Origin of the sequence: Proteus penneri (assembly GCF_003144535.1) — a bacterium.
In the GTDB taxonomy this organism is placed as follows: domain Bacteria; phylum Pseudomonadota; class Gammaproteobacteria; order Enterobacterales; family Enterobacteriaceae; genus Proteus; species Proteus penneri.
Map to the genome: position 1 here is coordinate 87,342 of NZ_PHFJ01000010.1, position 13,739 is coordinate 101,080.

Consider the following 13,739-nt stretch of genomic DNA (forward strand, 5'->3'; position numbering starts at 1 on the left):
CAATGAACAACTTTTTTTCAGCATTTCGTTACGCAGCTCATCCCACACGAATACAAGGAAATATTTTGGAGGTGATGTTGCGTGATGTTTTTATTGGCGAAATTTGCCAAATAAAAACAGGTATAGAAAATAAACAGGTTGTTGGTGAAGCTATTGTTATTGGGTTTCGTAATGGCATAACAATACTTAGTATGATGGGAAGCTCTCAAGGATATTCTTTACAGATAGTCGTAGAGCCAACAGGAAAATCTTTTTCCGTTGCGTTAAATAACAATGTATTAGGTAGCATGATTGATATTAAAGGGCATTGCTTATTGAGGTTTGATCACAGTGAGCCACCTGAAGAAACGTATAATGAGTTATTTCCTGTTGACGCAAATCCTCCATCATTTAATGACAGACTGCCTATTAACACACTTTTTCAATCAGGAGTGCGAGCTGTTGATGGATTATTAAGTTGTGGATTAGGGCAACGAATGGGAATATTTGCGAGTGCAGGAATAGGTAAAACCATGTTAATGAATATGTTTATCCGTTTTTCACAAGCTGATATTTTTGTTATTGGTTTAATCGGTGAAAGGGGACGTGAGGTCACTGAATTTGTTGAAGAGTTGAAAAGTGATAGTCGCTGTAAAAAAACAGTTTTGATCTGTTCTACTTCTGATCAACCTGCGGTTGATCGTTGTAATGCTGCGCTCGTGGCAACAACGGTTGCAGAATATTTTCGTGAGCAGGGAAAGCATGTTGTCTTATTTATTGATTCTATAACACGTTATTGTCGAGCATTACGTGATGTTGCACTTACCGCGGGTGAATTACCTGTACGTAAAGGTTATCCCGCTTCTGTATTTGATAAGTTACCTGCAATCTTAGAGCGGCCTGGCGTGACTAAAGTCGGTTCGATTACTGCTTTTTATACTGTTTTATTGGAGAGCGATGATGAACCTGATGCAATAGGTGAAGAAGTACGATCTATTTTGGATGGTCATATTTATCTTTCGCGCAAAATTGCAGCATCTGGCCATTATCCTGCTATTGATATTTTAGGCAGTGTAAGCCGTGTTTTTCAACAAATCACGAGTGAAAAACAGCAACAAGCAGCATTAAAAGTAAGACAAATTTTAATGCGTTTACAAGATATTAAATTACTGCAAGAACTTGGTGAATATCATGCTGGTGATAATGCACTTAATGACGAAGCCGTCAATAAACAAGCTTTAATTGAACGTTTTTTAGTTCAATCATTTAAAGAAAAGGCTGAATTCCAAGAAACTCAGGAAAAGCTATATGCGCTTACCTCTTGAACAACAATCTCTTATTAATGCTGTTATTAAACGTCAACAAAAAATAGAAAAAAAACAGCACCAATATCAACAATTATTAATTGAAGCTGAAAATAAAAAAATAGAACAACAACAATTAGCTAATGCGTTAAAAAATGAGATACCGACTTATGAAAAAGTTGGTATCTATTCTTTTATCTCATTAAATCAACAGCGACGAAAACAAGCTATTGTTTTATCATCATTAAATATATGTTATGCCCAAATTAAAGAAATTGAAAATAAATTAATTCAATTACAAGAAGATAAGATTGCTTTGCAAAAAGAGTATCTTGTAGCTGTTAAGAAACAAAAGAAAATGCAACGTTATTTTGATAGAAAGCTGTTAGAAAAAAACACTATATCTAGAACGTTTAGAACAGAATGAGATACAGGAGATGGCGTTGTATGAACAAAATAATACCTGATAGTGTTAGATTAACTCAGATTACTTATAATGATGATGTTCATTTTAAAAATAATGAATATCAACTAAAAACTATAACGTCTAAAAATCTACAGAAATTTAAACATAAACTGCAACTATTATCTCTAATTAGTAAAAAAGAATTTATTTTTCAACAGCAATTAATAAGTAAAAAAGATAATAGTATTGAGCACAAAGATGTTGCAGAAGTTATGGATAAAAAAGAAAAATTGTCCACAAAGAAAAACACCAAAAATGAATTAGAAGTGGATAGTGATGAGCTTAAAAATCTAGAGGGATTATTACTCAATCAGCAAATAATGCAGCCAGCTATCCCATCGCATTTAAAAAAGCAGCTAATTAAACAAGGTATCAATATAAAAGCTAATAATTTATATAATAACATAAATAATATTGATAAAAAAAATAGACCGATAGATTTTAAAAATGTGTCGTCTACGCTGAATAGTAAAATAAAAAATAAAAAACAGAACATAAATCAACAAGAAAAATTGGTATTTGATAGTCAATTAGATAAAAAAGAAGATATAAATACAATACCATTACTAAAAAATAATAACTTGAAACATAAACTAGAGTCAGAAAATAGAAGTAAATATATTGATGGTAATAAGAAAATTTATATAGATGATTTAATATTAAGTAAAAGCTCAAGCTCAAAAAATAAATTAGATGATAGTTTGATAGAGAGAAAACTACATCATGGCTCTATGAATGAAGATAATAAAATCACTTCGTTAGAGAATGGAGGGTTATTGTTAAATAATAAATTAAATCCGAAAGATCATCATGCTTTTTTAGACTCTGACCTTAAGTCAGAAATAAAAAATAGAAAGCAAGAACAATTGCAAAATATATCTTTGATAAATGCTAATATGTTTTTAGATGATGTATCAAAATCTCAGTTAATACCTCAAATAAAAACATCGTTTTCTGGTAAGCAATTACTTAATTTACCGACATGGAATATTTTACATAAAATAGATACTTCGTCCTTTGGACCTAATAATATAACTTATGTTTTTAAACGTTGGGGAAATAATAATCATCAAGTGCAAATTCGCTTTGCACTAGAAAATCAAATTCGATTAATTGCATCAACTGGACGAGTTTATCAAGCATCATTTGAAAATTTAAATCAGTATCAAGGTCGTTCAACACTATCTTTAGAGAATAATGAGAAAAATAGCTATACACATATTAATTCAATTGATGCAGATAAGCATAAAGAGGATGAGTATTGATGAATACGTCATTAGATAGTGAAGATTATGATGGCAGTGCGATGAAATATTTATCCGCATCATTTGATTCATTGCCTACTGATATATCAAGCTATTATTTTCATATTAAAGGTGAAAATACATTAGGCACTTTAAGTGGGTTCATTTTAGTGAATACTGTTATGGCTAAGATCTACCCTGAAAAAAATATTGATTGGACACAAGTTCCTGCATCTTATTTATGTGCTTTTTTATTAGAAAAATTCTCAAAAATTACGCTTCCTTTTTCACAAGAGCCGATGTCTCTTAAGATAAATACTGTCTGCTTGGGAAAATCTGCTGATATTCGTTATCCCGTAGTCAATAGTGATATTGGTGAATTATTTATTGACAAAATTAAAGGTAAATTTCAATGGATGAACATATCAGAAAAGAAAATTGGTGCTATCGCTGATTTTTATTGGGGATATAGCCAAATTTCCCTTTCATTACTTAAAAGTGCATTACAAGGCGATATTTTATTAATTAAGACAGTATTTCCAATGTTAGTTATTGGGCAAAAGAAATGGATGAGATTTGAATGGAAAGGAGAAAATAGCGTGGAATTAAATGAAATGTTTGATCCTGATGAAAATGATCTTGATGATCTAATTCAACTTCAGCAAGAAAATCTTGATGATCATAATGATGTTACTTCACCAACTCTAGTGCATGATAATTCTGTCAACTTACAATCTATTAACTCTATTCCTGTTACTGTCTCTTTTTTATTAGCGAGTAAGACATTATTGATAGAACAGATAGAGGCACTTGCTCCTGGTGATAAAATAGAATTACCAGAAAATGCTTATCAACATATTATTATAAAAGTAAATGGCATATCCGTTGCATCAGGTGAATTAGTTAAAATTGGCGATAACTTTGCTGTTGAAATACAACGTTCTTTTTCAGCTCAAGAGTAAATTTATGGATAGCCCAACAACCTTAATTTTGACGCTTGCTTTTGCAACATTAGCACCTTTTATTATTGCAGCAGGTACATGCTATTTAAAGTTTTCAATTGTATTAGTGATGACACGCAATGCGCTTGGTGTTCAACAAGTTCCGTCAAATATGGTACTTAATGCAGTTGCATTGATGATGGCTCTATTTGTAATGACGCCAATTGCCAAAAATAGCTATCAGTATTTAGTTGATGAACCTATTAGCATAACATCACCAGAATCACTAGAACGCTTTTCTGATGAAGCGCTAGGTGAATACAAACGCTATTTATATCGTTATTCAGAACCAGAATTACTTGAGTTTTTTGAAAAAGCACAAGGAAATAGACCTGAAAGCCATGGTGATAGTGAAAATATTGAAAGCTCTTTGCTTTCATTATTGCCAGCTTATGCATTAAGTGAAATTAAATCTGCATTTATTATCGGGTTTTATCTCTATCTTCCTTTTATTGTTATTGATTTGGTGGTGTCGTGTATTTTATTAGCCTTGGGGATGATGATGATGAGCCCTATAACCTTATCAGTACCATTAAAACTTATTTTGTTTATTGCAATGGATGGTTGGACTTTATTATCAAAAGGATTGATTAATCAATATCTTGATCTTATGGCGGTAAGCTAATGGATATGGTCTATGCAGCAAATAAAGCAGTCTATCTGGTTATTTTGCTTTCCGCTGCTCCGATAGCAGTAGCAACTTTTGTTGGCTTAATTATTGGTTTATTACAGACTATTACGCAAGTTCAAGAGCAAACATTACCTTTCGGTATAAAGTTAGTAAGCGTCTTTGTTTGTTTGCTGATAACAATGGGCTGGATGGGCGATAAAATATTAGTCTATGCAAAAGAGATGTTAGTCATAGGATTATCTGGATAAATAACATGTCGATACTATTTGGGTATTTACAAGTTTATTTGGTCGATTTACTACTTTTGGTTGCTCGCTTATTTCCTGTCTTTATGTTTATTCCCTTTCTGAATAGCCGTGTATTAAATAGTCAGCTATTGAAATACATTATCGTGTTTTATGTTGCTATGGGAATAAAAGCTAGCATTCCTATTACTGATAATATTAGAGATAGCTGGGGAATTATTCTAATCAGTGAGTTAGTGATTGGCATATTAATTGGGATGCTCATAGCGACACCTTTTTGGATTGCCTCAGCGTTTGGTGAGTTTATTGATAATCAACGAGGTGCAAGCATTGGTGATACCATCAATCCAACGACAGGTATTGAATCTTCTGAATTTGCATCTCTGACAGGATTATTTTGCGTTGCCTATTTTATGAATACTGGTGGTCTAATTATTTTAATGGATACCTTAAAAGATAGTTATGATGTTTTTCCTATCGGTTATTTTAATCAAAATATTGGCTACTCTTTTATTGGTAAATGGTTAACCGAGATGGTGAGAGTAGCAATTGTGTTAGTTTCACCTGTACTTATTATTATGTTTTTAAGTGAAGTTGCATTGGGTGTTTATTCTCTATTTTGCCCACAACTTAACGCCTTTTCTTTATCACTGTGTATTAAGGGGATCATTGCATTTTCGGCGTTGCTCCTCTTTTTTTCCTCTGCGTTAACGAATGATTTATCTGAATTTTTTAACAACAGATATTTTTATGAGTTATTTATGGAAATTTATCATGGCTGAAAAAACGGAAAAGCCAACCCAGAAAAAACTGGATGATTCAGCTAAAAAAGGGCAAAGCTTTAAAAATAAAGAGCTAACTTCGGGGTTAGTTTATATTATTGGGATGATGTATATCTTTCATCAGACTGATTTCACAGAGTTTATTCGTTTTTACCAATCACTTTTACTTCATCCTACTAATATTACATTAAAAAGTTATATTGAAGTAATATCAAAAGTTTTTTTTGATATCATTTTACCAATATTAGTAGTAACCGCATTAGTTGGTACTATTCCTTCTTTATTTGAATCACGTTTTAAACTTGCCACTGAAGCAATAAAACTAGATTTAACTCGTATTAACCCCATTTCTGGATTTAAAAAAATATTTAGTTTAAGAACAGTAAAAGATTTTATAAAAACACTGCTTTTTATAGTAGTATTTATCATTACTTGCTATTTATTTATTATTGTATATGGGCGAGAAATCTTTTTTTTATATCGTTCTGGATTAAATCAAGTTATTGATAAATGGGGCTCGCTAGTTGTTAGTTTTATATTTGTTTTTTTTATATTGTCTTTACCTATTCTTATTTTAAATATTATAACGGATTTCTTTCTTTTCTTAAAAGATATGATGATGGAAAAGCATGAGGTTAAACAAGAAAATAAGAATATGGAGGGTGATCCAGAAATAAAATCAACACGTAAACAGTTACATCAAGAATTACTTGATGAGCCTATGAAGAAAGTAATTAGAGATTCTTCTGCGGTAATTGTTAATCCAACCCATGTAGCAGTTGGGATCTATTTCGATCCTGATAATGGAATTATGCCATTAGTTTCATTGAAATGCGTTAATGCAAAAGCATTAGCTGTTAAATCCTATGCAAAAGAAGTGGGAACACCAGTTGTAAGATATCCCGAATTAGCACGGAAAATTTATCATAGATATCACCTTTTTGAAGTCATGATGGATCAAGATTTATTGGATATTATGGATATTTTAATCTGGTTGAAGAAAATAGAAATTGATGGAAGATTAAGAGAAGAAATAGATTATATAAATTAATAAATAATTTTATAAATATAAAAAAAAATAATTAATTTTTATAAATAGTAGCGTGTGTTTTATTAAAGTAATTGAACGAAAATTATTCTATGATTTTATTATTAATTATTCATCTAAGATGAAAGGATTAACATTATGTCAGTATATGAAAAAATGTCAGAAAAAGAAATTGATCAATTAGCAAACTATATTGTTTCTATTGTTCAAAATGGGACAACACTTAAGGATGAAAGCACTATTCCAGAAGGATTTATGGAAGGAATCTACTCATTTGCTTATGACTTCTACCAGAAGGGAAAGTTGGATGAAGCCGAGGCTATTTTCAAATTTTTATGTCTCTACGATTTTTATAATGTTGATTACATTATGGGACTTGCTGCAGTTAATCAATTAAAAAAACAGTATCAAGCGGCGGTTGATCTATATGCGTTAGCTTATTTAAATGCAGATAAAGATTATCTGCCCGGTATTTTATGCAGGGCAATGTAACTTGTCTTTAGGTGAAAAAGAGAAAGCAAAGTATTGCTTCGATCAAGTGGTTAAAAATATTAATGATGAAACAATAAAAGAAAAAGCAATAGTTTATTTAGAGTCATTAAAAGATATTCCACTTATAGTCATCGATGAAAGTAAGGATGAATAATATGAATGGTAAAGTTAATAATGATATTATCTATGAGCGAAAAGTTTCTACTTTTTCACCTTCTAAAGAGATTGAAAAAGTTAATAAAGAAAGTGTAAAACAAGCTCAAATAATTAATACGGTTACTAATGAGAAGTTAATTAATGAGGTTATTTTAAAAGATAAAAATAACTTTGAATACCCTATTCTAAGAGTACCCATAGAACAAGAAAAAAGTAGTAAAAAAATCGATACTAAATCGGATTTAAATTTTAATATTAAAGCAGCGTCAGAGCAAGAATATCAGACTCAGCAATATCCTCAAAAGAAAGAAGATGTATTAAACAGCCCAATTGAGGCAAATAGAAAAGAAGAGATTTTAGCTAATCAAAAGCATCTATATGATGATAGTCATTATATTGTAAAAAACAAAAATACTTTTTCAATCGATTCTACAGAAAAAGAAACAGAAACAGAAATTCAACTATTATATACTGAATCAAATAAATCAAAAATTTCCTCTTCAAAAAGAACAAATGATTACCTCTTTCTACAATTATCATATCAAAATTTAATAAATAAAAGTATCTTAGATAAATTAAAAAATATTGATAATCTTGATTATTATCTAGATAAATTAGATAAATTATCTCAAGGTTTTAATGGACTAAAAAATGATTGTCAATTTATTTTAGATGATGTAAATAAATATAAAGAAGCTTATACTGATTATTGGATGGAAATCTATAATCAAATTAAGATTAATAAATTTAAAAATAAAAAAGAAATTATTATTTTTTTAAAAAATAATAATATTCCTGATGCGGTTGTTAGTAAATTACTTGCTAAAAAAATTAATAGCAGAGAGGAAATGGCGGTTTTTCTTGAAGATAATTTTCCTTTCATGCGTTTACCTAAGAGCACTAAAAATTATACTTTGGATGATATTTATAAACTATATAATAAATTAACTAATTTTTTAGACGAAGCATTTAAATATATACCAAATGTTTCTCTGAGTAATGATAAAATTAATTCAATTACATCACATAGAGATGAATTAAATTCATTAATTAATAAAAAACATGATGAATCAATCAATAGCAGATTAGATAGCGCACAAGATATTTATAACAAGCTAACAAAATTGCAAAGTAAAATAGAACTCGAAGTTGCATCACATGCACTAACGGGAATGGCATTATTAACTTTTTTATTAGCAAAATTACGAGAGTTGACATTAAGAGTCACCTTACAACGTGTTCAGGGTGAACAGAAAATATTTAATGATATTCAGGAAGTTACTACTAAATCATTAAAACAAAAAATTGAAGATCAAAAAACTCAACTTGAAAAAAAGAGAGAAACTGACTTTTGGGCAGGAATTGGCTTAAAGATACTTGGTGCCTTATTAACACTTATTGCGGGTGCTGCTTCTATTTTCACGGCGGGTGCTTCATTGGCTTTGCTTGGTGTTGCTGTTGTGATGATGGTAGCTAGTGTCTCTTTAATGGTTGCCGATGAAATTTATCAAGCGATAACTCACAAATCATTTATGGAAGAGGCAATGGCTCCTGTTACAAAAGCGGTAAGTGAACTTATCGATAAACTTGTTGATGCTATTACCAATGCACTTGAGGATTGTTTTAATGCTTCCTCGGCTTATATATTATCGAAAATGGGTATCAGTAAAGAAGCTATTGAAAAAATGATCCAAGAATCTAAAGATAGAATAAAAGAAAAGATAAGAATGGCAGTAAAAATTGTCATTACTATTGGACTTTTAGTGGGAGGGGTTGCATTAAGTTGTGTTGCTGGTCCAGCGGCTAATGCAGTGACTAATGTAGCTAAAAAGATTTTTACTGAACAAACTAAAATGATATTAAAGAAAATCTTGAATGATTATCTTGAAGCCATGTTAGGTAAAATGGTTAAAGAAATAATTATGGAGACATTGAAGGATATTCTAAAATCAATTACTAAACTACTAACTAAAGATCTTGCCCAATTTGGATTAAATACTTTGAATAGAATGCTTTTAATATCAAGATTAATCACAGCAGCAGTTTCAAGTATTATTAATATATATACAGCGCTCATTACTGATGCCATTATTAGAGCTGTTGCAGATTCTAAAAAATTACAAGTTATATTAGATATGATCCAAGCATTAATAGAGAAAATTATGGATAGTTATCATGAACAAGTAGACACATTAACTGAAATGTTGCAGAGCATGAGTGATAATTTATCTGCAAGTAATAAAACTCGAGCAATTATTGTAAAAAACATGAATATTTAATTCATTTTATAGGGGCAACATTATGGCTTTCAATGTAAGTAATCAACTGAATAATATACCTGTAATAAAAGAACAGTTAGAAAATATTTTTGATGATAATGTTAAGGAAAATACCAAAATTAATAATTTTATATTTGATAGTAGAGGACGGTCAAAAGAGATAAATGAACGGATAGAAAGAGAAAAAAATCAGGTCAATACTGTAATACCTGAGTTAAAGAAACCAAAAATAGAAAAACCTGATCTACAATTTTTAATTATTGAGTTAGACAAAGGTAAACAGTTAAAGGAAAACAATATAATAAATAATAATATTTTTAATTTTATTTCTAAAGAAATGATAAACATTATTAACTTAATGATTGATTATCTATTGTTTATGATAAAAAAATATGATTCATCAAGAAAGTTAGGAAACTTTTTTATAAAAATGCAATTAGATTTTGCTAATAAAATAAAAGATGATCTATATGAAAAAGCAGACTTTATATTATCTGCTGCTATTTCAAGTGCCGCTGTTTCTATGGTTATTCATGGTATTGGTGCTTTTACCTCTATAAAAGGAATGGGTGAGTTGAAATCACCAAATGAGACAACGAATAAAACTATGATTAAAGGTTCATTTATTTCAGCAGCGGCAGATCCTACATCAAAAATAGTTGATAATACTGTTCAAAATAACGCATTACGTATAGATGGAAATATTAAGACATTAGAATCTGCTGGTCACGCAATAGGACAAATTGATAATAATAACTCTGAGATCCAACGCGAAGCCTCAGATATTATTAAAGCATTAATACAAGCAATAGAGGCAATTATTCGGGCCAATCAAGATGCTGCTTCAACGATTTCTAGTAATGTAAGAGGTTAATAGTGATAAATTCAATTAACTATAATGAGAATTATAAAATAAAATATAACAATCTTGAGTTAAATAATAATGATAAACAACATGATCTGATATCTAATAATGAAAGAAATAAAAGAATTGAAGATTTTTATATAGAAAAGGAGAGGGTTAAATTAAAATTAAAAAATAATCTTGCTGACGGTTTATTTTCAGTGCCGAAAAACATTAAATATGTTAATTTATTAGAAGAATCTATTTATTCTTGCGATAGTCAATATGAAATAAATAATATTTATGCCAGAATTCTAAAGAAAAATATATCTCAAATTCAATATGTAGACTCTCAACTTAATGACAGAAGCAGTTCTAATGCTGATTCATTGCATGATTTTTTTAAAGAAGTCAAAGATTCTATAATCACAGGTAAAAATGATTACTTAGATGTTTTAAAAGATACCTTTTCTAATTATATGAAATTTGTTAATGAATTAAGAGAGATATTAGCAAGTATCAGTAAATATGTTAGTGCAGCAAGTGATGATAACCATATTAATTTTAAACGAAAAGATTTTTATAAAAAAATAAAAGATTTTATTGATAAATATAGTTCTATTTCCAATGAAAATCTTTATTTCGGAGAATTTGTTTTCGAACAAGATAGTGATGGTCGTTTTTATCGTGAAATTGGAGGAGAAAGAATATATGCTAATGGAATTATGGTGCCTATTGACGCTATAGAAGATTTATTAAAGGATGTTAAAAGTGGCAAGTTTAGTACAAATCAATTACCTGGCCCACCAGTTAAAATTGAAATTTATTTCAAGGTGGACTTATCTCGTTTTGATAAATTATTAGATTTAGTATTAGGTGGATCATCAGAGGATGAGATGAATAAGTCCCCTGATAATGCAACTGTTAAACTTTTATCATCAGAATTTAATTTACTAAAAAATGGTATGGATGCATTTGAAAAAAATATAAATAGTAATCTTGATGAGCTTTCTAAAAAATACAGTGCTGCCAATAGCAATTATGATAATTTTGTTAAAATAGTAAGTAGTACGATGAATACATTACTAGAAATGGCAAAAGGATTTCTACGTTTCTAATTTTTGATAAAGTGATATTATGGAAATTAAAGTGATTTTAGGGATAAAAAAGAGCTGATATTAGAATAAATATCAGCTCTTACATTGATAAAAAATAATTTAGAATTTATATTCAACACCTAACCAGTAATTACGACCATCTTCCATATAACCTTGAGTATATTCATAAGACTTATCAAAAAGATTATTTACAGAAGCATTAGCAGAAACACCATACCCAAAATCATAATCTAAACGGAGGTCTGTTTTTGCATAGCCTGCCAGTTTGTCATTTTCATCAATGCGGTTATAGGTCCAACTTTGTGCTTCTTCCATAATGGTAAAGCGAATCTGTTCTACAGGAATAAATGCTATCCACATATAGGCTTTATGTTTTGGTAAACCTTCAATGTGTGTTACTTGTTTCGGATCGCTATGGATATAGCTGTAATTTAAGCCAAGCTCTAACCAATCTGTCACATTACCTTTAGTCCCTAAATCTAAACCAATATAGTCAACACGCCCGCTATTTTGGTTTTGAAAGAATGCGTTGCCATTGCGATAAACGGTATGCGCCATAATTGCATCACTGACACGATTGTAGTAAACGCTAGTTTGATAACCCCATTTATCTGTAATGTGTCCTTCATAAGTTAAGTCGAAAGATAATGCGCGTTCAGGATCTAAATCTGGATTGATGATCCCTTTTGAGCCATCTTTGGGTTTTTCACTTGTGTAACGCTCTTTTTGTGTAGGGAAACGGCTACGATCAGATACAGAGAAACGTACAGCATCATCATTAGCTAATGAATATTTTGCCATCATTTCCCAGTTAAAGGCTGTTTGTTTGTTATCATCAGCGCCTTTGTCAGTCTCAACACTATCGCGCCAGTCATAGCTAATTGCACCCACTAAATCGAGATCATTAGTGGCAGCCCATTGATATTCTGTTGCTAAAGACCATGTTCTGTCTTTATAACGCATCCACTCACCATTTTTCTCTTTTTGAGAACGGTGAACGTCATCTTTCCAGTGAGCAGCGAAAGAGAGCAGATCATTTTCACGCGTATCGATGCCTAATTGTAATGCGGCACCTGTGCTGTAGTCGTCATAGTGGCTATAGCTGACATCATCTTTTTTATTATTTTTAGGGTACATATAGAGCGTATTTTCAAACTTATCGTGGTATGCACGACTTTGTAGATTAATACCATCGGTGATTTGTGTTATACCACTGTAGTAATAGCTTTCTTTATTGTAATCTGGCCATGCCCAATATTTATATTTACCTTTCGCATTAGGATCTGTATTCGGTGGGCTATTTTTTTCACCGTCTTGTTTTACATAAGTTAGGGTATATTCGTCAGAAGCGCGTGGCGTCCAACCCACTTTGATCATGCCACGTTTATCATCAGTTGCAGAGTTATCACGACGCCCATGAGTTCCTGCCGCTGCATTATTTTCATCAGCACCTGGGATTGGCGTGAAACGTTGCTTTAATTGGCTACCACTGATTTGAATAAAGCCTAAATCATTACGCGCACCTAAGCGTACACTCATATTGTGTGCATAATCAGCACCACGGGCAAAACCTTGAGAATAAGCGATACTGCCTTCTAAGGGTTTTTTCGGTGTCGCGGTGGTGATATTAATTGCACCACCCATTAAGTTAGGGCCTTGCAGTAATGAGGTATAGCCTTTGTTGACTTCAATGCTTGCCAGATCGTTTGTGGTAAAGCGAGCCAAGTCTAAGTTGCCATCATAAGGAACATAAGTCGGGATACCATCAAAGAATACAGGTACTTGACGGCTATCAAAACCACGTATTTTAATGGTGTACTCATTACGGTTACCCGATTTTTGCATTACAACACCGGGTAATGTTGCAATGGCTTGCGCCGCATTGACCTTATTTTGTTCAAGCATTTGTTCTTGCGTTAATATATCTGGATTCGCTGCAATAGGACTACTCCAAACAGTTAATAAATCAGGAGTGGATTGCCCATAAGTGGTGTCAGCAAGTGCAATACTGGGTAATAGAGCAAGAGATAAACAGTAGCATAGAGGTTTTAATTTCATCATTCCAATCTCAGTTTATAATCAATATATAATCTTTTATATAACGATATGCGTAAAAATAAATGAATAAAAAGAGCGCTAACATCTGTTAG

12 protein-coding genes and 1 pseudogene are annotated in these 13,739 nt (G+C 31.0%); 12 read left to right on the top strand and 1 reads right to left on the bottom strand.

What is annotated here, in order from left to right; genetic code table 11:
- Window positions 1-2: 2 nt before the first annotated feature.
- The 12 genes and pseudogenes from sctN to CUB63_RS12560 all read left to right on the top strand — a co-directional run bounded on the left by sctN (window position 3) and on the right by CUB63_RS12560 (window position 11,589).
- Window positions 3-1,304, top strand: coding sequence for a type III secretion system ATPase SctN (sctN, locus tag CUB63_RS12505; protein WP_109848165.1), 1,302 nt, complete (start codon window positions 3-5; stop codon window positions 1,302-1,304).
- The gene (locus CUB63_RS12510; RefSeq protein WP_232240008.1) at window positions 1,288-1,710 is read left to right on the top strand and encodes a type III secretion protein; all 423 of its coding nucleotides are present in this window, start codon (window positions 1,288-1,290) and stop codon (window positions 1,708-1,710) included. Before sctN ends, CUB63_RS12510 begins: the two co-directional genes overlap by 17 nt.
- Before the next feature lie 20 nt (window positions 1,711-1,730).
- A complete protein-coding gene (locus CUB63_RS12515) occupies window positions 1,731-3,014 on the top strand; it encodes a hypothetical protein (RefSeq protein ID WP_109848166.1) in 1,284 nt (427 codons plus the stop codon).
- Complete coding sequence (locus tag CUB63_RS12520; protein ID WP_109848167.1) at window positions 3,014-3,955, top strand: FliM/FliN family flagellar motor switch protein; 942 nt, start codon at window positions 3,014-3,016, stop codon at window positions 3,953-3,955. The genes CUB63_RS12515 and CUB63_RS12520 overlap by 1 nt, the downstream gene beginning before the upstream one ends.
- Before the next feature lie 4 nt (window positions 3,956-3,959).
- Window positions 3,960-4,619 (top strand): EscR/YscR/HrcR family type III secretion system export apparatus protein, encoded by a 660-nt coding sequence (locus CUB63_RS12525; protein WP_109400090.1) that lies wholly within the window; start codon window positions 3,960-3,962, stop codon window positions 4,617-4,619.
- The gene (gene sctS / locus CUB63_RS12530) at window positions 4,619-4,873 is read left to right on the top strand and encodes a type III secretion system export apparatus subunit SctS (RefSeq protein ID WP_006536279.1); all 255 of its coding nucleotides are present in this window, start codon (window positions 4,619-4,621) and stop codon (window positions 4,871-4,873) included. The genes CUB63_RS12525 and sctS overlap by 1 nt, the downstream gene beginning before the upstream one ends.
- Before the next feature lie 5 nt (window positions 4,874-4,878).
- A complete protein-coding gene (gene sctT, locus CUB63_RS12535) occupies window positions 4,879-5,652 on the top strand; it encodes a type III secretion system export apparatus subunit SctT (RefSeq protein ID WP_006536278.1) in 774 nt (257 codons plus the stop codon).
- Window positions 5,645-6,703 (top strand): EscU/YscU/HrcU family type III secretion system export apparatus switch protein, encoded by a 1,059-nt coding sequence (locus tag CUB63_RS12540; RefSeq protein ID WP_109848168.1) that lies wholly within the window; start codon window positions 5,645-5,647, stop codon window positions 6,701-6,703. Before sctT ends, CUB63_RS12540 begins: the two co-directional genes overlap by 8 nt.
- A gap of 135 nt (window positions 6,704-6,838) precedes the next feature.
- Window positions 6,839-7,346 (top strand): annotated as a pseudogene (sicA, locus tag CUB63_RS12545) (type III secretion system translocator chaperone SicA).
- A gap of 1 nt (window position 7,347) precedes the next feature.
- On the top strand, window positions 7,348-9,627 hold the full coding sequence (gene sctE / locus CUB63_RS12550; RefSeq protein ID WP_157955984.1) for a type III secretion system translocon subunit SseC family protein: 2,280 nt from the start codon (window positions 7,348-7,350) through the stop codon (window positions 9,625-9,627).
- A gap of 22 nt (window positions 9,628-9,649) precedes the next feature.
- Window positions 9,650-10,501, top strand: a complete 852-nt coding sequence (locus tag CUB63_RS12555; RefSeq protein WP_006536270.1) for a hypothetical protein — start codon at window positions 9,650-9,652, stop codon at window positions 10,499-10,501.
- Window positions 10,502-10,503: 2 nt separating this feature from the next.
- Window positions 10,504-11,589 (top strand): IpaD/SipD/SspD family type III secretion system needle tip protein, encoded by a 1,086-nt coding sequence (locus CUB63_RS12560; protein WP_109848170.1) that lies wholly within the window; start codon window positions 10,504-10,506, stop codon window positions 11,587-11,589.
- A gap of 99 nt (window positions 11,590-11,688) precedes the next feature.
- On the opposite strand, the gene CUB63_RS12565 is transcribed toward CUB63_RS12560, so the two are convergent.
- Window positions 11,689-13,647 (bottom strand): TonB-dependent receptor plug domain-containing protein, encoded by a 1,959-nt coding sequence (locus CUB63_RS12565; RefSeq protein WP_109848211.1) that lies wholly within the window; start codon window positions 13,645-13,647, stop codon window positions 11,689-11,691.
- Window positions 13,648-13,739 lie beyond the last annotated feature (92 nt).